This is a genomic window from Terriglobia bacterium (genome assembly GCA_020072565.1).
Classification (GTDB): Bacteria; Acidobacteriota; UBA6911; order UBA6911; family UBA6911; genus JAFNAG01.
The window spans coordinates 52095-70817 of the sequence record JAIQGI010000014.1; the positions used below are offsets into that span (position 1 = coordinate 52095).

17 protein-coding genes, 1 tRNA gene and 2 pseudogenes are annotated in these 18723 nt (G+C 57.1%); 2 read left to right on the top strand and 18 right to left on the bottom strand.

Features of this window, described 5'->3' with window-relative positions; all coding sequences use genetic code 11:
- Positions 1 to 374: 374 nt before the first annotated feature.
- Positions 375 to 2096, bottom strand: coding sequence for a winged helix-turn-helix domain-containing protein (locus LAP85_10465; protein ID MBZ5496816.1), 1722 nt, complete (start codon positions 2094 to 2096; stop codon positions 375 to 377).
- Positions 2097 to 2460: 364 nt separating this feature from the next.
- Between LAP85_10465 and LAP85_10470 the strand changes: the two genes are divergently transcribed.
- Positions 2461 to 2997, top strand: coding sequence for a hypothetical protein (locus LAP85_10470; GenBank protein ID MBZ5496817.1), 537 nt, complete (start codon positions 2461 to 2463; stop codon positions 2995 to 2997).
- Between the two features lie 935 nt (positions 2998 to 3932).
- Here LAP85_10470 and LAP85_10475 read toward each other — a convergent pair.
- From LAP85_10475 to LAP85_10485, 3 genes and pseudogenes are all read right to left on the bottom strand, one after another.
- Positions 3933 to 5107: pseudogene (locus LAP85_10475) on the bottom strand (IS91 family transposase).
- A pseudogene (locus tag LAP85_10480) lies at positions 5107 to 5987 on the bottom strand (site-specific integrase). The pseudogenes LAP85_10475 and LAP85_10480 overlap by 1 nt, the downstream one beginning before the upstream one ends.
- A gap of 554 nt (positions 5988 to 6541) precedes the next feature.
- Positions 6542 to 8287 (bottom strand): winged helix-turn-helix domain-containing protein, encoded by a 1746-nt coding sequence (locus LAP85_10485; protein ID MBZ5496818.1) that lies wholly within the window; start codon positions 8285 to 8287, stop codon positions 6542 to 6544.
- A 474-nt stretch (positions 8288 to 8761) separates the two neighbouring features.
- Between LAP85_10485 and LAP85_10490 the strand changes: the two genes are divergently transcribed.
- Positions 8762 to 9676: a hypothetical protein gene (locus LAP85_10490; GenBank protein MBZ5496819.1), complete on the top strand. Its 915-nt coding sequence runs from the start codon at positions 8762 to 8764 to the stop codon at positions 9674 to 9676.
- A gap of 497 nt (positions 9677 to 10173) precedes the next feature.
- On the opposite strand, the gene LAP85_10495 is transcribed toward LAP85_10490, so the two are convergent.
- The 14 genes from LAP85_10495 to LAP85_10560 all read right to left on the bottom strand — a co-directional run bounded on the left by LAP85_10495 (position 10174) and on the right by LAP85_10560 (position 18719).
- A tRNA-Gly gene (locus LAP85_10495) sits at positions 10174 to 10248 on the bottom strand.
- A 189-nt stretch (positions 10249 to 10437) separates the two neighbouring features.
- The gene (locus LAP85_10500) at positions 10438 to 10764 is read right to left on the bottom strand and encodes a hypothetical protein (protein ID MBZ5496820.1); all 327 of its coding nucleotides are present in this window, start codon (positions 10762 to 10764) and stop codon (positions 10438 to 10440) included.
- A 332-nt stretch (positions 10765 to 11096) separates the two neighbouring features.
- Positions 11097 to 11270 (bottom strand): hypothetical protein, encoded by a 174-nt coding sequence (locus tag LAP85_10505; GenBank protein ID MBZ5496821.1) that lies wholly within the window; start codon positions 11268 to 11270, stop codon positions 11097 to 11099.
- Positions 11271 to 11294: 24 nt separating this feature from the next.
- Positions 11295 to 11855 (bottom strand): hypothetical protein, encoded by a 561-nt coding sequence (locus LAP85_10510; protein MBZ5496822.1) that lies wholly within the window; start codon positions 11853 to 11855, stop codon positions 11295 to 11297.
- 10 nt (positions 11856 to 11865) lie between these two features.
- Entirely contained in the window at positions 11866 to 12099 is a 234-nt protein-coding gene (locus LAP85_10515) for a hypothetical protein (protein ID MBZ5496823.1), read from the bottom strand.
- On the bottom strand, positions 12090 to 12650 hold the full coding sequence (locus tag LAP85_10520; GenBank protein ID MBZ5496824.1) for a hypothetical protein: 561 nt from the start codon (positions 12648 to 12650) through the stop codon (positions 12090 to 12092). Before LAP85_10520 ends, LAP85_10515 begins: the two co-directional genes overlap by 10 nt.
- Complete coding sequence (locus tag LAP85_10525; protein ID MBZ5496825.1) at positions 12647 to 12892, bottom strand: hypothetical protein; 246 nt, start codon at positions 12890 to 12892, stop codon at positions 12647 to 12649. Before LAP85_10525 ends, LAP85_10520 begins: the two co-directional genes overlap by 4 nt.
- Before the next feature lie 52 nt (positions 12893 to 12944).
- Positions 12945 to 14888, bottom strand: coding sequence for a phage terminase large subunit family protein (locus tag LAP85_10530; GenBank protein MBZ5496826.1), 1944 nt, complete (start codon positions 14886 to 14888; stop codon positions 12945 to 12947).
- The gene (locus LAP85_10535; GenBank protein ID MBZ5496827.1) at positions 14857 to 15219 is read right to left on the bottom strand and encodes a hypothetical protein; all 363 of its coding nucleotides are present in this window, start codon (positions 15217 to 15219) and stop codon (positions 14857 to 14859) included. Before LAP85_10535 ends, LAP85_10530 begins: the two co-directional genes overlap by 32 nt.
- 410 nt (positions 15220 to 15629) lie before the next feature.
- Complete coding sequence (locus LAP85_10540; GenBank protein ID MBZ5496828.1) at positions 15630 to 15830, bottom strand: hypothetical protein; 201 nt, start codon at positions 15828 to 15830, stop codon at positions 15630 to 15632.
- Positions 15831 to 15942: 112 nt separating this feature from the next.
- Entirely contained in the window at positions 15943 to 17319 is a 1377-nt protein-coding gene (locus LAP85_10545; GenBank protein ID MBZ5496829.1) for a DUF3987 domain-containing protein, read from the bottom strand.
- A complete protein-coding gene (locus LAP85_10550; GenBank protein MBZ5496830.1) occupies positions 17316 to 17852 on the bottom strand; it encodes a hypothetical protein in 537 nt (178 codons plus the stop codon). Before LAP85_10550 ends, LAP85_10545 begins: the two co-directional genes overlap by 4 nt.
- The gene (locus tag LAP85_10555; protein ID MBZ5496831.1) at positions 17849 to 18370 is read right to left on the bottom strand and encodes a hypothetical protein; all 522 of its coding nucleotides are present in this window, start codon (positions 18368 to 18370) and stop codon (positions 17849 to 17851) included. Before LAP85_10555 ends, LAP85_10550 begins: the two co-directional genes overlap by 4 nt.
- 61 nt (positions 18371 to 18431) lie before the next feature.
- On the bottom strand, positions 18432 to 18719 hold the full coding sequence (locus LAP85_10560; protein MBZ5496832.1) for a helix-turn-helix domain-containing protein: 288 nt from the start codon (positions 18717 to 18719) through the stop codon (positions 18432 to 18434).
- Between the last annotated feature and the right edge of the window lie 4 nt (positions 18720 to 18723).

Sequence of the window (18723 nt, forward strand, 5' to 3'; positions counted from 1 at the left end):
GCCTTTGGCTCAAGCACTTGGATAATAAGCCGTTATGAGGACGAAAAGCTGAAATCTATGAAACCATCTTTGCCGACGGATTTGTGTTTCTTTTCCTTCTAAAAACCTCTCCTCTGTTGGCCGACATGAGCGGAAATTTCTGCGCTGATGCCGGATATCTGGGGATATGAATTCAGCTTTTCAAAGGACATGCCGAATATGTTGCTCATCGTCTGTTTTGACTTCAGTCCTCCGTCAGGATAGATTATCTTCAAGTTCCTCGAATGAAGTGCGGACGCGGATGTTGATAGCGGATGTAAATGTCCATGGCGACACAGACCCGTACCATCTGTGTGCAATGTGAAGCATTACTTTGCTGACCAGACGACCGGAATTCAGAGGTGCGGAAGCCGCTCCCGGGTCCAGGTCTGAATCAGTTCCGCCAGTGGCCCAAAGATGCGAACCGCCCCCATAAAGAAGAGTTGGGGGTCGCGATCCTGGTAGGCTTTCTCCAGCCAGTCGATGACCCGGTCTCGTTCTCCGAGGCCTGCGTACATGCAGATTAGGCTTTTTGCCGGCACATATCCCCGCTCGAGTCTCGCCAGCAACCCGTGGAGCATAGAGGTCGCGGTGTCCAGGTGGCCCGCCCTGGCGTGCGCATGTCCCAGATATCCAATGGAAAGCGCATCCGGGGAAATCGCAGCGGCCTTTTCGAAAGCCTGAACCGCCGAGTCAAATCGTGAGTGCATCAGTTCCGACCACCCCAGGACGTACCAGGCCTGGAGAGCGTCCGGGAACAGATCCAGCGTGGTGCGTGCCTGTTGTCGGGCCCACTCGTACTCCTCCACAAACAGATGGATCCAAGCCGCATCCGCGTTGACGTCGAGAGATAGCGGATCCAAATCCAAGGCAAGCTTCGCCTCCGCAATAGCTTTGGCACGATCTCCCGCGACTATCGCCAGAAACACGGCATAGTTTACGTGAGCGCCTTCATCGCTCGGATTCAAGTCAATGGCGCGGAGGGTCTCCGCCTTGCAGGTGGCCAAGTCCCAATCGTGCAGCCAACTGACCCACCCCAGAACCCAATGAGCAACGCTCAGGGCATCATCCAGAGCGATGGCCTTCAGGGACGCCTTCTGGGCCCGGGGATAGGCCTCGGGGCCGGGCAGGTGTCCCCAGAAGCCCAGGAGAGAGTAGCATAGGGCCATGTGAGCATACGCCGGTGCGTGGGTGGGATCCTTTTCCAGCGCCAGGTGGAGACATTGCAGGCCTTTGTGAAACCCGTCCAGTGAGCGCTGGCCCAGGTAATGGCGGGCCTTGAGATAGGCTACTTGTGCTTCCGGGTTCACGGGGCGCTGGCGAGAGAGCCGCCCGACCTCGGCCGTGCTCAAGGTCACCTGCGCCGCCTCAGCAATGTCCCGCGCGACCTGCCCCTCCATAGTGAGGATGTCACCCATCCGGCATGAGTAGGCTTTGGACCAGAGGTGCTGCTCGGGCATGGTTTGCACGAGCTGGGCAGTAATGCGGATGCTGTCCCCATCCACGAGCACGCATCCCTCGACGACAAGGTCTGCCTTTAAATCACAGGCGATTTCCGCAAGCGTCTTGCGCGTGCCCTTGAGATGGAGCACGGATTGGCGGGAAATCACGCGCAACGTGCTCACGTTTCCCAGCTCCGTGGTCAGCGCGTCGGCCACAGCGTCGCCGAAGAAATCCTGTTCCGGATGACGGTTCAGATTCTCGAACGGCAGCACTGCGAGCCTGGGTGGAACGATGAGCACCTGCTCGACCGGCGCGATGAAGCGATAGCCACGGTGATGCAGCGTCTCGATATACCTGGGTTTGCGGGCACCATCCCGAAGCGCATCCCTCAACCGATTCACCGCGCTGTTCAGGCTGTTGTCGAAGTCGACGGAAACGCCGTCCGGCCAGAGCCGCTGCCTCAAATCCTGGCGCGTCACAAGTTCGTCGGGATGCTCCAGCAGTGCCACGAGCGCCTCGAAAGATTTGCCCTGGACTTGGATCCGCAGGCCGTTTTTACGCAGCTCACCCGCAGGCACATCGACCTTGTAGGGGCCGAAGGTAAACCGTTTGACACGGGTTTTTGCCTGACTCACAGTGGATTCACCATAGCGCCCACCGCAATCCGGAGTCAAGCCTCCTGAAATCATCGTCTTGCGTCGTGAGAAACATTCAAGAAGGAAACAAGAATCACAGCCAAGGATTGTGGCGCAAAATCGGTCTCGGTAAGACGTTCCATATGAAGCGCAGAATGCCGGATACGGCCCCAAGCGGCACATACTTCAGATGCGCGTTCTTCTCCTGTGAATCCAGCTGGCAGTGCAACACGTTAAGGCGGCGGCACTGCTGGGCGCATCCTACCCAACACTTGCCGATCCCCATTCGCAAATTACTTTGTAGCCCAACGTCGGCCCTGAGGGCTTGGCCGCAAGGGCTACGCAACCAGAAAAGAGGTGTGGAATGACGACCAGAAACATGCGATTCTCCGTCGCCATCCTGGCAGTGCTCATCACCGCCGGGGTTAGCGCATCCATCGCTCAGGAGACCGGACCGGTCTACTCGATGGAAGGGTCTTGGTACGGAATAGTTTCGATCACAAGTCCGACGGCCATGTCTACGCCGTCCCTCGACACTTTCACCTCAAACTCTCAGAGGCGCGCCGTCGAAGGCACGTTTATTTGCACCATCCCCGCAGTTGGCAAGATGCCGAACCCTATGAATGCGAATGGATGGCTGGGTACGACTGCCTCGGGACACGGCAACTGGGTGCGAATCGGCACGAACAAGTACGCATTCACAGCCGTGAGGACGGTTTTCGATGAGACCGGGAAGTTGTTCGGCTGGGCGAAATTCTGGGGGACCATCACCCCCATTTCGGATAACGAATATACGGGTACGATGAACGCACAGTACTATTTGCCCAATGGCACCCCGTTCACGCCGCTGTTCACTGGCACCCTGCATTCGACACGGATCGAGATCACCTTTGAGCAGTAGGGCAGAATCATGCAGGTAACGCCAACCCACGTATGGGCTGCCGCTGCTTGTTGCTGACACGGGGAACTCGAATTCGGCAGGGCCGGTCTTGATCCAGATCATCTCTGTCGGCTGAGTCTGTCAGACTGGCGAGGGCCGCTTTTCGGGGCGGCCTTTTCAGTTCAAACCATTGATCTGGCTCCTTTGTCGACAGACGTCCATCGGAGAACGCGTTCAAAGTTTTGCTGCGCACATATCCGTGGAGGTGTGCCGCATGGCCCATACCCTCTCTGGGGGGTGGGCGCGTAGAACGGCGGAGGATCGAGGTCTTTGACGTATTTAAGGTGTTTCTCTAGTGAAGGCTCCAGTGTAGCTCTAACGCAATGACCCAGAGGTCGGGATTTGCTCCCCACTGGAAGGGACAATTTGCTGCAGTAGGACCACGCCCCACTGCAACCTCATCAGAGCGGGAGGAACGCGCTGCCTTGAGGCAGCGTGGTACGAGGGGACACACCGCACCACGGAGCGAGGTGCTGATGCTTCGCTGGCCTACAACGTGCAGAACGGCGTACGACAATACACGAGCTTCGCGGCAACTTTGGTTCCACGCGGGCGGTTAACGTTAGATCTCTATCGGAAGTGCTCCGGCGGATAATCCACGATCGTGGCACGAGGTCGCGTCCGGAGCACTTTTGATAGAGACGTTTGAAGTGAGCCGCTGGCGCAGCGTCCGACAGGGCGCTCCCTATGGGTTTTCTATCATCGCGGGGGATGAAAGAAATCGTGGCTGAGAACTCCGATTTGGCTCTTTTCGGCGGTGCTTCATAAACAGCACGGAGAAATTGTGTTCTAAAACGGGGTCAATTACCCAGGAAAAGGGCGATTTTTCGTGGTTTGGGCAAGCCTCCGGCAGATACGGAACATTCGGCACAGACGAGGCCGGGCCGGGTCGAACATCAAGAGCTGTCAGCGGCATATTCCATCCTATTTAGCACGGACCGGATCTGTGCGGCGGTCAGACGTTCGATGATGCACATGGTCCCGTGACAGCGAGGGCACTTGGCAACCTGCGGTTCATCGGGTTCGGCCGTTGGCGCCGGGTGATGGAGTAAGGTTCGGCAAATCGGCAGCAGTTCTCCGCACCGGCGATTGGCAAGCCAGCCAAAATAGCGAATGCGTGGCAGCCCCTTCGGTAGCACATGCTGCAGGAAGCGGCGCAAAAACTTCTCGTGGGTGAGTGTCTTGGTGCGTTGCACGCCGTTATGGGCGTAATCCTTCCATTGAAAGGTCACATGGGACTCATCAACGGAGGCGATTCGATGGTTGGATATGGCAACACGATGGGTGTAGCGAGCCAGATACTGAAGCACGTGCTCGGGGCCGCCGAAGGGCGGCTTGGAGTAGACGACCCAGTCCTGTTCCGACAGAGGTTTCAAAAACGCGGCAAACGCTTCCCCATTGGCTAACGGCTCGCACTTTCCGTAAAAGGACAGTTTGTCTGCCAGATGCGCCTGCCTCAGTCCATCCACAAACTTGTCGCGAAAGGTACGGCTGAGAACCTTGACCGGCACGAAGTAACGGGGATGCGACGAGATCCAGCGGCTGTGATCCGGGGACAGACCGCCACCGGGCACCACGCAATGAATGTGCGGATGCCTCTGTAGAGTCTGCCCCCAGGTATGCAAAATGCAGAGAAAGCCGATTTCCATACCTCGACGCTTATGATCGGAAGCCACTTCCAGGAGAGTAGCCGCGGTAGCCTGGAAGAAAAGCGAAAGCAGGAGTTTCTTGTTTTGCCAGATCAACGGGACCAGGCGGTGCGGGATGCTGAAAACGATGTCGTAGTACCCGACGGGCAGCAACTCTTGTTGCCGTTTGCGGAGCCACTTCTCGCGTGCATTGACTTGACACTTCGGGCAGTGGCGATTGCGACAGGAAAAGAACGAGATAGCCTGATACCCGCAACTGGCACATCGATCACGATGCCCACCAAGAGCGGCGGTGCGGCAGCTCACGATGGCATGGAGCACCTTGAGCTGTCCCCACAGCTCAGCGTCTCCCCGAGGCGCTCCCACAGTTTGCTGCCCGCCATGCGAATGACATCGGCCACCTCCCAGAGGGGCCGAGCCATTAGTGATTGTCCTCCGGTGGGTAGTGCAGTTCGGAATGGCTGCGAAGCGTGATCTGCTCAAGAGGATTGATAACCGCACGAAGATGACGCTGCGACAGATGCAAATAGATCGCGGTTTCTTTCAGGCAGGAATGCCCCAGGAGAAGCTGAATGGTTCTCAGGTCGGCTCCCGCTTCGCAAAGGTGTGTCTCAGCGTGTGCGGACCGATGGTCTTAGTCAAGCCCGCGCGTTTTGCCGCACCACGAACGGCGTGCCAGACGGTTTTGTCCGACATCGGCTTCTCAACACCGAGACGTCCTGCGGTGCTGGGGAACAGATAGATCTTCGGCCGCTTCGAACGATAGTACTCACGCAGCGCATCGAGAAGTTTGGGAGACATCGGCAGAGCGCGATCGCGTGAACCTTTGCCCTGCCGGATATGGATGATCATGCGCTGACTGTCAATGTCAGCCAGTTTGACAAGCGGAGCCTCGGCCCGTCGTAAACCCGTCGAGTACAAAAGCATCAAAATGGTGCGGTATTTGAGATTCGGCGCAGCTTCGATCAATCGCGTCACCTCTTCATGACTCAGCACCACCGGCAGCTTTTTAGGAACCTTGGGGAAAGGCAAATCGTCCATGTCAAGATCGCGACGCCTGAGGGTCTTCTTGTATAGGAAACGCAATGCCGAGAGTCTTATTTTAACCGTGCTCGGCTCAAGCTTCTTCTCCTTGAGCAGGTAGAGTTGAAACCGGCGCACCTCTTCGGTGCCGAGTTTATCCGGGGACTTGTCGAAATAATCGGCAAACTGCTTGACGGCCAGAATGTATCCACGAAACGTTTCAGGTGAGTAATTGCGGCGCTGGAGCTCGTCCAGCATTCTCTGACGTAATGGGGTCATAGAGACCTCCTTTCTATGACCCCGAGGCTAGCAAAACGGCGGGATTACCGCAGCAAACGTGGATACCTAAGTCGGTGATGCAAATCGGGGATTACCGCTGCGAACGTCGATACCGGCGCCAGCGGCTTAGTTCTAACGGCGTACTCGTACAATGACAAAGGTGAACAAAAGGTGAACCCAGCGACTTGTCCGGGTACGCTAACGACTTCTTGGGAGTAATCCGGCGGACCCCTGTGCGGCAGTGGCATTCAGCGGGATTGTTGGTCCCAGACGAAACCGATGCGGACGCCCTCTCTGGTGAAGCGCTTCGAGATCAATGAGCGGCATGGAATCTCCTTCCGCGCCGAGGCTTACAACGTGTTCATCAACGCCAACTTCGGCCCGCCGAATACCGATTTCAAATCGAGCTACCTCTGGAAAGATCTCCACTGCCGTGGGCAATGCCCCGGTTCTACAGGTGGCTCTGCGTTACGATGTTTGAGAACGGGCTGACCAGACGCCCTGGGTGCCTCCGAAGCTTCCTGTTCAAAGTGTGGCCCGCTACCCGGCTCGTGTTATGGAGCGAGGCCCAGGCGGCGCAGGAGTTCGTCATACCGTGGGTCCGAACGCATGGTATCGTACTCGGGATAAATCTTTAGCCAGGGCAACAGCGGACTGCGTTCCTCATAGGCACGGTTGAGGCATTCGAAGAACTTCTCGCGGTCCCCCAGCCCCCCATGGATTTCCGCCAACACTGTCGAGGGGAGACCCAGCTTCTCAAAATGCGCTTCGGCCTCCTTCAGAACTTTCTGCGCCTCGGCTTTGTCGCCCCGGAGGCTATACGCATACCCAAGCTTGGAAATCGCCAGCGGCATATATCCCGTGTGCTCCATGGATTTCTGAATGGCGGCGATAGCTTGGTCATACCGTCCCTGTTGGATTAGGACAAATGCCAGATAGACATAAGCGAGGCCGAAGTCGGGGTCCAGTTCAAGCGTTTTCTCCAGTTGCTCCACAGCCTGTTTGTATTCCCGGGCCCAGTAAAGCACCAATCCTACATTGGCATTGATGCTGAGCGAGAGCGGATCGAGGTCCTCAGCCCGTCTTGCTTCGGCAACGGCTTCATCAAATCGGGCCATGGCACAGAGATACTGGGCATACCAAAGATGACTTGTAGGGTAACCCGGATTTAGTTCGAGCGCCTTTTTGAATTCACACTCTGCCCCGGGCCAATCCCACGAATACAGCATTTTAGTATATGCGAGGGAAGTGTGCGCCTCGGCGATCGTATTGTCGATTTCCAGTGCCTTTTCCGCTGCGGCCTTAGCAGTGGGGAATGTCTCGTGCGAAGCACGGAATTGAAAAATGCCTTGCAGATTGTAATAGTCGGCCAATCCCGAGTAGGCCAGCCCGTAACGCGGGTCGACCCCAATCGCTTGCTGAAAATACTCGAGCGCCTTCTCCGGTGCCCCCGGAGAAAACCGTCTGTTCCAGAAGTGGCGACCTCTCAAATACAGGTGATATGCGTCCACGCTGCCCGTATACCGTTTTACCACCGTGCTTTTCTCGCTTGGCAGCAGCTTGACCTTCAGCCTATCGATGATCGCAGCAGCAATCTCATCCTGGATCGCAAAAATATCGTCCATCTCGCGGTCGAACTGCTCCGACCAAAGATGGTAACCGTCGGCGGCGCTGATGAGTTGAGTGAGGATGCGCACGCGGTTGCCTCTTCTTTGCACACTTCCTTCGAGGATCGTGGCCGCGTTCAACCGTCTGCCGATCTCGTGCACGTCCAATTTCTGGTTCCTGAGCGAGAATGCCGAGGTTCGCGCGACCACTCGCAGATCCCTGACCCTTGTCAATGTGTTGAGCAGTTCTTCAGCCAGTCCGTCGCAAAAATACTCGTTCTCCGGCGCGGCGCTCAGGTTGGCAAACGGCAGGACTGCAATAGAGGGCACAGAGGCAACACTGACGGCTGCCCTGCGCTCTTCAATAATTACGTCAGCGATGAAGCGATAGCCACGCTTGCGAACAGTGCTGATATAACGGGGAGTGCCGGCCGCATCACCGATGGCATGCCGGATATTCTTGATTTCCTGAGCCAGGGCATCGTCGGTGACAAACGATTCCTTCCAGATTTGATCAAACAGTTCCTGCTTTTCCACCACACGGTCACGATGTTCGATCAGATAAATCAGGAGGTCAAATGCTCGCGGCTCGAGGCTCATCAGTTGAGCGCCTTTGAACACGCGAAAGAGGTCCCGTTCCACCACGACATGGTTAAAACGATAGGACAGGTGCGGTTGGTCATGACGTGGCATCGCTAACTCCGCAAAGTCGCAGAAAAATCAGGTCTTCTTCATTGCGAAGCGATAAATCTTATTATTTTAACGCCATCCTGGCCTAAGCTCAAAGCACAGCCAAAAAACTCAAGCAATTCGCCCACCCATAAGATCACCGAAAGATCAGGTTTTCTTCATCACAGAGGGCAGCTGATTGGACTATATGCACATCAGTAGGACAAAGGCACTAATTCACGTACCCGCGCCACATCCTCAGGATGATCAATAAGGAACAACGAAGTACTACTCGGATAGGGATGTCGCTTTTGCTTGGCAATTCCCACCTCGACATTAGTTGTGGATTGCCAGTTCTGACATGGATCGATGGATGCCGAGTCTTAATCCCGAAAAGCGGCCGGCCGAGCAGTAAGACCGATGCTCTGGTGCACGCCGGCGTTGTTTGAGGCTATTTCCGGTTGAAGTCTGCGGATTTCATTATGAATAGGAGGTGCCATGAAAAGAATCCTGGCTGTTGCTGTCATGTTGTTGTTTATGGGGATCCTGCCTGCGGAGGATACCATGCAGTTCACCGATTGGTCTGCCCCCGTAAGCCTGGGACCCACTGTCAACTCCGGTTACAACGATAGAGACCCGACCATCTCAAAAAGCGGATTGAGCCTCTACTTTGGGTCAGATCGGCCTGATCCCAATGCCCAGGGCGGTTTTGACATCTATGTGTCCCAACGGGACAGTCTTGAGGATCCATGGGAAGCCCCGGTCAATCTCGGCACGACGATCAACGGCCCGTACCACGAAGACGACACGGCCTTCTCGCCCGACGGGCACTGGTTGGTTTTCACCAGTGATCGCCCCCATGGATGTGGCGGCATGGACCTGTGGATCTCGCACCGCCAGAACAAACGCGATGATTTCGGATGGGAGACGCCGACCAACCTCGGATGCGTGGTGAATAGCGGGAATGGGGAAAATGGCCCATTTCTCATCGAAGACCAGATGACGGGCCAATTGCTTCTTTACTTTGCCAGCGACCGTGTGCTTGGCGGAACCTGGTTTGATATCTACGTCAGTTCGCTTTCCGAAGAGACGGGCACCTTCGGGCCGCCCAAACCTGTTGTCGAGTTGAATAGCGAAAAGCGCGAGTTCCAGCCGTGCCTCCGCAAGGACGTTCTGGAGATCTTCTTCGTGAGGGGCCAGCCGGGCTTCGGTATAGATCTGTGGGTCGCGACGCGTGAAACCACTCTGGATCCGTGGTCCACGCCGGTGAACCTGACTTTGTTAAACTCAACAGCCTATGAGTACCATCCAACACTATCCTGGGATGGCACCACACTGATCTTTGCGTCCCAGCGGCTCGGGACGTTTGATCTGTTCATGTCCACCCGGACCAAGCTCAACCCGCAGAAATAATTCATGTTCTGCGGGTACTCACGTGCCGGGAGAACAAAAAACGATATACGAATCCATGATTGCCGTTCGTCCTTACCTCCGTCCGACCACGCCGGAAGTTCGAGGGCGTCGGGTCGGCGGAGGTGAAGGGACGTCCAGATAGGTGACCTTCGATGAAGTCCGTTTGATGTTATCGGTACTGGATGTTCGGGAACAGCTAATTTCGAGGCTCGCGGTACTTGCCGGGAGGAGGAGTTCCCTTCCGAGGTTGAGGGCGGTTGGACGGGCGTGGGCAAACTTCCAAGTCATGCGGAGGACCCACAGTTCTCTGTCGAAGGAGCTTGACGTCGATCCGCATATCCGGGCGGAGCAAATGGGGCATAGCGTCGATGTAAACGAGAACGTTTATACGATTACTTCGATCCACCGCCGCAAGGAAGCCGTCAATGCCCTCGATTCGGTGATTGAGGCTTAATGGACTCTACGAATTCGGGGTGTCTGTAACTCGTTGAAAAGATTGGAGCGGGAGACGGGGATCGAACCCGCGACGTCCAGCTTGGGAAGCTGGCATTCTACCGCTGAATTACTCCCGCAGCGATAACTATTGATATATCTATGCTTTAGCGTTTCATTAAATTTTCGTGCAACAAATGTACAACAGAATATTCCCCTCTGTCGTTTGGGCTTGTTGTACCGTGTTTGAGTCGCGCTTCAGCATGAGCGTACTTTACTTTTTGTTGCAGATTTTCGCAAGCGGTAATGCCTTCAGGTGGAGATCGCCTTTATCGAACGATTTTCGAAAAATCTGCATAGTGCTGCCTGATAAACTTCACCATTGATCGCAAGGCCAGATCGGGATGAACCCTGTCAAGGGTAGGTTGTCTGACGTGATAGGACTGTAATGTACCGTTCTCTTTTATCTGCCACACGAGAACGCTTGATGATTCCTTCCCGGGACGTTTGATTGCTTCCAGCCGGAACTTCCTGGACCCACCTTTGGCCTCTAGCTGAAACCCGATTGTTCGAACCACCTCGTACGGTTCCGTGATCGCGTCTTCTGTGGACTTGAAGAGTTCTCCAAGCGTTCGCTCATGCTCTTGTTTTTTCATGCCCTGCTCCTTTGAGGTCCGATGGGGTCTGATTCTATCACAATGCAGCCTTCGCCCTCGAAAACTCTGCTCTGTAGAGGCTCAGGTTGAACGATCGCCCTTCGAGCGGGCAGCGATGTATGACCGAAATCCGCGTCCCCAGCGCTGCTCACGTCGGGGGCCAGGTTGCCTAATGTGGCGTTTGCCGCATCCGTTCCAGCGGGCCCAGTCACCGAAGACTGAGCCCGCTGGAATTTTTTGCCGCAGGCCCGGCCGGAGGGGGTGCCTCATGACCCTGCGCTTATGCGCAGCCAGGCCCACGGTGCCCGGTGACTGCAGCCGGGCGGTTTGGCTTAAGCGATAGCCGCTGGCGAATCTGTTGCGCCTTCGGCAATCGCCCGGCGAAACTGAAAAACCATGAGTCCGTCCGGGCGCTTAACGCCTGCGATCAGTTCCCAGCCCAGGGCGCCCAACGGATTGAGGTCTGCCATCTCGTCCAAAACCTCGAAACGATATTCCCACTTCATTTCGTGCCTCCTGTTGTTTGACTACTACATTTGGCCAAGAGCCGCCGCAAGGACCCGATCAAAACGGTAAAACGGCATTGAGACGGATTCCGATTCCTCGAGGCGCTCGATCCACTTGGTGATTGTCAAAATGATTTCAGTTGGATCCTCGCACGCCTCGCACTGCCGGAGCACCGCTGCCAGTTCGGTTCTCAATTCCGAGTTCTCCGGGAGTTGAGCACACACGGCGCCAACAACGTTGCCAAAGGAGCCACAAACCGCGCTCAACGCGCGATGGAGCTTGTCCTTCGTTGCCCGCAGCTGCGGCACAAGATCCGCCGTCAACGCGTCACGACGGGCAATAGCCGCCTCGAGCTCCGCCTTATGAACCGCGTCGCGTTCGGCCCAAAGTTCTTCACAAACCTGGCGGGAATAACTGCCGTCTTTGGCGAGGCGTAGCGATTCCAGCTGCTCAGCTTCGCGTTGCGCCTCGTGCCACTTGGGCCGAATCGCAGCAAATTCGCGCTGCAGGTCCGCTCGCACTTTTTGAAGTTCCCTCACCTTGGCAATCCATTTTTTCGCCTCGTCCTTTTTTGCAAATAGCATTTCATCTCCTTTAGCGGTCTCGATACCGCCGCTGCAACCATTGTTCGTTCATCGCCCGTTGCCGTTCCGCATCTAACGTCAGGCCCCGGTGAAATTCGACTTGCGCTTTTGCTGCACGAAAGATTTGCTTAGCCTCATGCGCCTTACGCCAGCGCGCAAACGGTGCCGCATAAAGCCGGGTGATGCGCAGCCAAAGCGCGCGGACCTGATTTCGAATTTTTCGGCGCAGCCCCCTCAGGCGCATATTCCCCTCCCATACCACTCAACCCATGCTGCCTCCGGCCAAAACAACCGATCTATTGTTTGCGCCGAAATGACAACACGCCAAGTGGGGCCCGTTTGCGTGCGGCAGAGGCTTTCCAGATGTGCACCGATTCTCTGAACGCGCGGCCAATTATCACGAATCATTACTCCGGCCCGTGCGAGAATTTCGTCCAGGTCGAGATGAATTCCGACGGTTCCGCAAAGTTGTATCCGCGACCCCAGATTGACTGCGTCGGTTTGCTCGGGATCGGGATCCATAAAATCCCAGGTGGGAGACACAACCCCGCGCAGGTGGCGATCGGCACAGAGTCTCACTTGGATCATCACCGCAGGCAGACCAACGAGTTCAGCCACGACATAGTGTCCAGCCTCGTGAAAACTCACTCCGGCGATCGAATCGGCCTCTGGAGCGGTTTCGTAAAAAATTTGTTCCGCCCAGGGCCCGCCGCAATCGATGAGCGCGCGGCCTTGCGCTTCCCTGAGAAGTTCCGCTTTTGCATTGGCGAGTTGTGCCTCTAGGGTTTCCGTCATGCGTTCACCTGGCTCAGGAAATAGGCGCCAAGCGCGTATACCTTGGCACTGTCTGCAAAAGTTTCGCTGTCCAGCTCTGAGTTAATCAACCCGACTTCTCTTTTCAAGCGGGTGTACTCCGCTTCGGCATCAGGAGTGAATGCACCCGCCGCGCGAGCGTCGGCCAGCAGCTCATGCGCCCGACAAAGTTTTTTCGTTTTTTCCTGCCTCAGTTGTCTCTCTTCAAGCAATAGATTTCGCATTTCAGTTCCCCTTTCCGAAGTCGAAGTTAGTAAACATGACCCCTCCTCATTGTCAGCGATTAAGCCAGCCGCCCCGCCCGGGATCGCCGAGCCAGCCCCGTGTTCTCTCGCCCAAAAAGGACTCATTGCGCTCGCGATTTAACGCCAGGCCGAGCCGTGCTTTTTCATCTGGATCCTGACTTGCGGCGGTCAACTCTTTGGATCTCAAGGCGTCCATCCTGTCCGCGTGCGCGTTCAGCTTTATCCCGGACATGTGGAGGCTTTGGAGCGCAGCGAAGTTGTAGCACGCAACGTCCAGGACTTCATTTCGTACTCCCGGCGCTTTGAACCACTCCCGGACCGCAAAGCCTTTCGAGTATCGGACCCTCACCGTCTCGCTTGTGAGCTGCTCGAAAAAGCTACGATCTGCCGTCATCGGAAAGTGCATAAAGCCCGGACCCGGATCGAGAATCCTCAAATGGCTTGCGATCCAATCTTTGCAGGGGTCAACGCCCACAATGAACATGGGGCTTTTATCCTTCCCGCGGCCCGCTCTCCGCGGCCAAACGGGATGACGCCCGGCTTGGCCCTTGATGGCATAGACGCGCCGGCGAAGCCTATCCCGAGTGAACTGATAGACGGCCGCGGTTGCATATCCCGAGTCAACGCAGCACGCAGAGATCAGGAGTTTCGCGCCGAATTCGTGCGTAAATTCCGAGGTCAGAATCCGGTCAAGGTCTCGCCAAACCTCCGGCCGCATCGGATCGCCGCGGATGATGTTGTATTGGATCTGCCAGCACTCTTCATCACGCCCCCAGCCAAAAACGCCAACCTCGAGGCGATCCGTTTGGACGTCCACGCCCGCGGTCAAAAGCGCCACCCCTGCCGGCAGCGTCGCGCCAAATGGCTCCCGTCTCGACAAGAGGAGTTCGACGTCGAGCTTTTCCGAATGTGGTTCCTCCCAGGATTCCGCCAGGACTGTGTTGATAAAAACTCGGAGACGTTCCGGGCTCTTACTCGCTCTGATGAAATTGGCGGCCAACTTCGGCCAGGTCGTCCATGGGGAAGCCAGGGCGTTAATGTGAAACCCAGCCGCCCGGCCTTCCCCCGGTGATTCCGCCCGCCATTCCCCGCGCTCCAGCATAGCCGGCTTGTGTCGGTCCTCGATTTTGCCGTTGCACAACTCACATTTGTAAAAGGCCTCTGCCGGCTTCCCTTGCGGCCATTCAACGCCGCTCCATTTCAGCGTCTGAAATCCCTGGCAATGCGGACATGGAACCCAATATTGGCGTTTGTCGCTTTCCTTGTACGCGGCCTCGATCCGGGACACGCCCTTTACCGTTGGAGTGGAGATCATGCAGATTTTGCGATTGGCAAACGTCTCGCTGCGTGCGATTGCCAAATCACAAGGGTCGCCCTCAGCTACCGATCCGCCTTCAGCGCCGGCCGCGCCCATCGCGCTCGCGGGGTAGGCGTCCACTTCGTCAAGGATGATGTAACGCGCCGGCATGCTGCGAAGCCCTGCCGCGCTGTTTGCTCCGCAAAACGCAGCATATCCGCCAGGAAACGATTTTGTCTGAATGGTATTGTCAGCGGCGCGCGTCTCGGTCCTGCAGATGCGGTCTCGGAGCTCGGGCGTAGTTTGGATCAGTGATGTAACGCGCTGCTTTGAAAAACGTGCGGCCAATTCGACCGTGGGCTGGACCAGAAGCGCTGGGCCAGGTGCAAGGTGAATGACGAGCCCCAGCAGGTTTAGAAGCGCCTCAGATCCGCCGATCTGTGAAGGCTTAACGAACACGGTTCGCTCGCTACCACCATTCGGGCTCATGCTGTCCATTACTTCGCGCATGAACGGGACTCTGGAAGTCCGCCATTTGCCGGGCTCGCCGGCCGAAGTGTGGCTCAGGATTCGATAGCGATCCGCCCATTCAGAAACCGTCAACAGCGGTTCCGGCCGGATTGCGCGGGCCACAATTCCCCGGATTTCATTTGCCTTCGAGAGCGTCGGCGAGTCCATTTAAGTGTCCGAGAATTTCCGTTGATAAAAGTTGACGCACCTTTGCCGGATCCGTTTCGATCGCCAGCGGAGCAGACAGCCGCTCTGGAATCGTCAAGAGTCCGTCTTTGTGCTGCGCGAAAATGTTAGTCAGGGTGTTCTTGACCGTGGCTTGTTCGATCAGCTCGCTTGCCTTCTGGAGAAACTCCAGCCGGCGAAGTTTGGCAAGGAAGGTTTCCTTCATGAAAACGGCCTCGTTGTAATTTTTGGGGTCGCACCCTTCTTCAAATCCCTGCTCCATCCGGTCAAGAATGGCATCCGATGCAGCAACGTCGATGCGGCCATTCTTCAAAACGAGGAGTCTTTTTTGTTTCCACTTGGTGACGGCACTCGGAGTCACGCCGCGGTGCCCCGCGTATTCCTTCGCCGTCTCCATGGTTGGATTTTTAAGCCTTGTCTTTTTCATCGAGCCTCACCGGATTTTCCGATTTCCTGGGTTTCGGACCCCTTCGCCTCGGGAAGTTGTGCCACACATTCCACCCGAGGGCGCTTGGCCTCCAGTAGGACCCAAGCCTTGCCCCTGCAACAGTTAGCGCCTATCATCTTTTCGCCCTTCCTTGGCCACGATGCGCGAGCCAGCCCCGAAGGCCCGCAGCACAAGTTCAACGCGATTCTGAAAGCGTTGGCCAGGAGTGCGCCGCACTCTTACTTTCAGCCGGCGGATCCGCGGCTTCTGGTCCTCAAGCAGTGTCGGTTGCGGGTTCATTGCTTGGCCTCCGTGACCACTACCGGCCAGGTCATGCCCCAGGAATGCACGCGGCGCCACAATCGGCCCTCGGGATCGCGGAAGACAACCATCTTCGGAGTCTCCCATAGGATCTCTGCGACCTCGTGACCATCGATGACATCGGGTCTTTGAGTACCGACTAACACCCGGTTTGCAGCGTCGACGTAGCGCCCCATGTGTCACTTCTCCGTGCTTTCTGCGTATCTTTCGTTTCTTTCGTAAGTCCCTGCACTGTCCAATGCAGCTCTGACAGGGGTAGCGCAGTACGAAAGAAACGAAAGAAACGAACTAATCGCGCGTAGCACTATGCCCCCTCGCCCCTACGGCCAACCAGCGGACCACGGGCCGACCGGCAGTCTGTTCCGTCCTCGACACCGCGCTGCCCGTGTCAGCCAGCATCGTAAGCGCCCGGTCGATTTCGCCGGCGGACTTGTTCCGAGCAAATAACCCGGAGATCTGCGTACGACTCATCCCCTCCGCGACAGAGCGCAGGGCGCGGAGAATCTCATCCGCCACAGGATCGCCCAACTCTGCGCCGAAGACATATCGCGCGGAGGCCTCGGCATATTCCCACAGGGCCGCCGCGGCTCGGACGTGCTCACCACGGATAGCCTGCGAGAGATCCAACAAGGCATACAACATCGACAGCCTGAGCACCTGTGCCTCGGCCCGCGATGTCGCGGCACCCAAGAGCCCAGGGTGCCCTTCGGAAAGATCCGCGTAGATTTCATGCCAGACGGCGCGGCCGTCGTCAGAGCGATGCATCGGGCCGACCGCGCGGGAATGTTCCACGGCCTGCATCAGCCGCAACTGCAGCGCAGCCAGGTCCCCATCGGGTGTGCCACCATCGGGTAGGATGCGCGCGCGGCGCACGCACAGCCACAAATGCCGATTTGCGAAGCCATTGCCAAGTTCCGTCCGATCGAGATAGCGGCGCACCTCGTCGCGCGTGATGTGCCCGATGATTGAAATGTGCGCATCTGTGGCCCGGAGGGGATTGTTTTTCGTGGCGAGCCGCAGTTGTCCATCGTCCCAGGCCTCGCGGATCCGCGCGGACAGGGTGTTGCCCTCGCGGGCTATGACTCGCAGCACGCTGGCATACTCAGGTTCAACGACGAGCAAGCGCTTGTCCGTGACCCCGGGATCCCGGGTAACGGTTTGGTAGTCCGTGACGCGGCCATGGTCGCGGATCGGCTCCTGCTCCTCGATCGCGTCTCGCACGAGCCATACGAGCCCCTCGCCAGAAGATAGCCCATGGTGGATGTGCTCTCGATCATACGCTGCGTCGACCTGAGCGCAGAGCGAGCGCACCCGCCCCCAGGAGGTTCCCTTTCTGCCCTTCGCGGTGGCGCCCACCAGAACCACATACAAATTTGCCGCGTGACGGTCGCCCTCTACGAGGTAGCAAGGGCCGCGGCCGATCATGGATCCGGCCGCGACGAGCACTTGCGACAGCAGCGCCACAGGATCGGCCTCCGTGGCTGGCCCGAGGGCGCGAACTATCTCGCCAGCGAGGCCGTGGTATGCTTCAGGCGCCGGCGGTTCCGGCCATTGGGCTACGGATGGCGCCACAGCGTGCAGTGGTGGGGGCCCAGCGATCGCGGCAAGCTCGTCGCCTACCTCCGGCTCCAGGCTCTTGAGGGGATCACACTGAGGCATCGTCATGCCGCCGCCCTCCACTCACGGTAGGCGTTGATCTGTTGGCTCTCGGTTCCAATGTCAATCTGGTCGAGCAGGTACTCCACCTGGTCGAGACCTCGATATGCCGCAGCCAGCCAGGTCCAGGCGCGCTCATCCTGCGCATCGCGGTGCAGACGCTGCAGAGCCGCGGCCTCAAGACCGAAGCGCCCGAGATATTCGTCGCGCAGCTCGCGGCCCAGTTCACGGGCCCAGGTTTGTAGACCTTCCTTGATCGCGCGCCGGCGGAGGATTTCAGGATCCGGCGCCGGCGGCTTTCCGGGTTCAAGGCCGAAATATTTCAATGCTGATACAAAATCGCATCCGCGAAGTTTTTGAACGAAAGCGATCTTGTCCCCATGTTCGGCACAGGCAAAGCAGTTGAAGCCCTTTTCGTCGTGGCACGAGAAGCCCGTGCTGGAGTCACAGAATGGACAGGCCCCCCGGCCGCGGCGCAAGGACTTGAGGCCCTCGCCGTGGAAGATCGAATCCCAGGTTGGCAGGTCGTGTGAGTCGATCACGATCGCCGCTCCGCAAGCCGTTGTTTCAAAATCTCGCAGGCCTCAGTCCATGGGGTTTCATCGGGGAGATCACTGATAAGCTCTAGTTCCGCAGCCAGCCTTATGTGGCGAAGGCCGTCTTCCACGTTCTTCTGTTGCAGGTGGTCAACCATCGTCTGCCTGGCATGAGCCTGGATCCATGAGGGCAACGGGACCGCAACGAAGCCAGGCTCGGGAACGTAGCTGCCTTCAGGCAGCGCCAGGGTTGTGACGTCCACATAATCTTTGACCCTGTTCCAATCGGCTCGGACTTTTTCCAGAGGGATGAGCTCGGGATGCCAGGAGATCACATTGCCGATAGCCCAGCGGGTGCGATGGGCATTGCAGACAAACCAATCTTCGTAGTACCTTTCATCGCGATCAACCTGGAACACGATCCCATCAGTGCCCGCACACCACGGGCAACCGCCGAAATAATCGGCCTTTTCTGGAATTGGAGGTTTTTCTTGCGATTCAGAATCGGTTTTTGTAGAATTCATTTGTCCATCCTTTAGGTTTTGGCCCGGTTCGCGCCGGGCCGTTTTATTTTCGGACATGCCACTACGCTCGCGCCGCGGCCGATTCAGCTTCCCACTGCGGCCGGATCCGGTTTCGCCTCAGGTACTCGTCCAGGTCTGCCTTGTCGAAATAGATTTTTTTGCCAGCGGGTTTGAAGTGTGCGATGAGGTTCTTTGACGTCAGCTGGTACAGATGGCTTTTGCTGATTTCCAGGTACTTTGCCGCGGACTCCAGATCGAACGGGCCCGCGTTCTCCGCACCAGTCCGCAGTGCCAAGCTGATGATGCGATCCAGCTTTGCTTCGATCCGGGTTATTTGCTTTTCCGTCATACTC

Excerpts from the sequence above, each read along its gene's own strand:
- LAP85_10540 (MBZ5496828.1), bottom strand. The coding sequence starts at position 15,830 with ATGGGGCGCTACGTCGACGCTGCAAACCGGGTGTTAGTCGGTACTCAA.
- LAP85_10510 (MBZ5496822.1), bottom strand. The coding sequence starts at position 11,855 with ATGCTATTTGCAAAAAAGGACGAGGCGAAAAAATGGATTGCCAAGGTG.
- LAP85_10530 (MBZ5496826.1), bottom strand. The coding sequence starts at position 14,888 with ATGGACTCGCCGACGCTCTCGAAGGCAAATGAAATCCGGGGAATTGTG.
- LAP85_10545 (MBZ5496829.1), bottom strand. The coding sequence starts at position 17,319 with ATGACGATGCCTCAGTGTGATCCCCTCAAGAGCCTGGAGCCGGAGGTA.
- LAP85_10505 (MBZ5496821.1), bottom strand. The coding sequence starts at position 11,270 with ATGAAGTGGGAATATCGTTTCGAGGTTTTGGACGAGATGGCAGACCTC.
- LAP85_10520 (MBZ5496824.1), bottom strand. The coding sequence starts at position 12,650 with ATGACGGAAACCCTAGAGGCACAACTCGCCAATGCAAAAGCGGAACTT.
- LAP85_10555 (MBZ5496831.1), bottom strand. The coding sequence starts at position 18,370 with ATGAATTCTACAAAAACCGATTCTGAATCGCAAGAAAAACCTCCAATT.
- LAP85_10485 (MBZ5496818.1), bottom strand. The coding sequence starts at position 8,287 with ATGCCACGTCATGACCAACCGCACCTGTCCTATCGTTTTAACCATGTC.
- LAP85_10525 (MBZ5496825.1), bottom strand. The coding sequence starts at position 12,892 with ATGCGAAATCTATTGCTTGAAGAGAGACAACTGAGGCAGGAAAAAACG.
- LAP85_10470 (MBZ5496817.1), top strand. The coding sequence starts at position 2,461 with ATGACGACCAGAAACATGCGATTCTCCGTCGCCATCCTGGCAGTGCTC.
- LAP85_10490 (MBZ5496819.1), top strand. The coding sequence starts at position 8,762 with ATGAAAAGAATCCTGGCTGTTGCTGTCATGTTGTTGTTTATGGGGATC.
- LAP85_10560 (MBZ5496832.1), bottom strand. The coding sequence starts at position 18,719 with ATGACGGAAAAGCAAATAACCCGGATCGAAGCAAAGCTGGATCGCATC.
- LAP85_10515 (MBZ5496823.1), bottom strand. The coding sequence starts at position 12,099 with ATGCGCCTGAGGGGGCTGCGCCGAAAAATTCGAAATCAGGTCCGCGCG.
- LAP85_10500 (MBZ5496820.1), bottom strand. The coding sequence starts at position 10,764 with ATGAAAAAACAAGAGCATGAGCGAACGCTTGGAGAACTCTTCAAGTCC.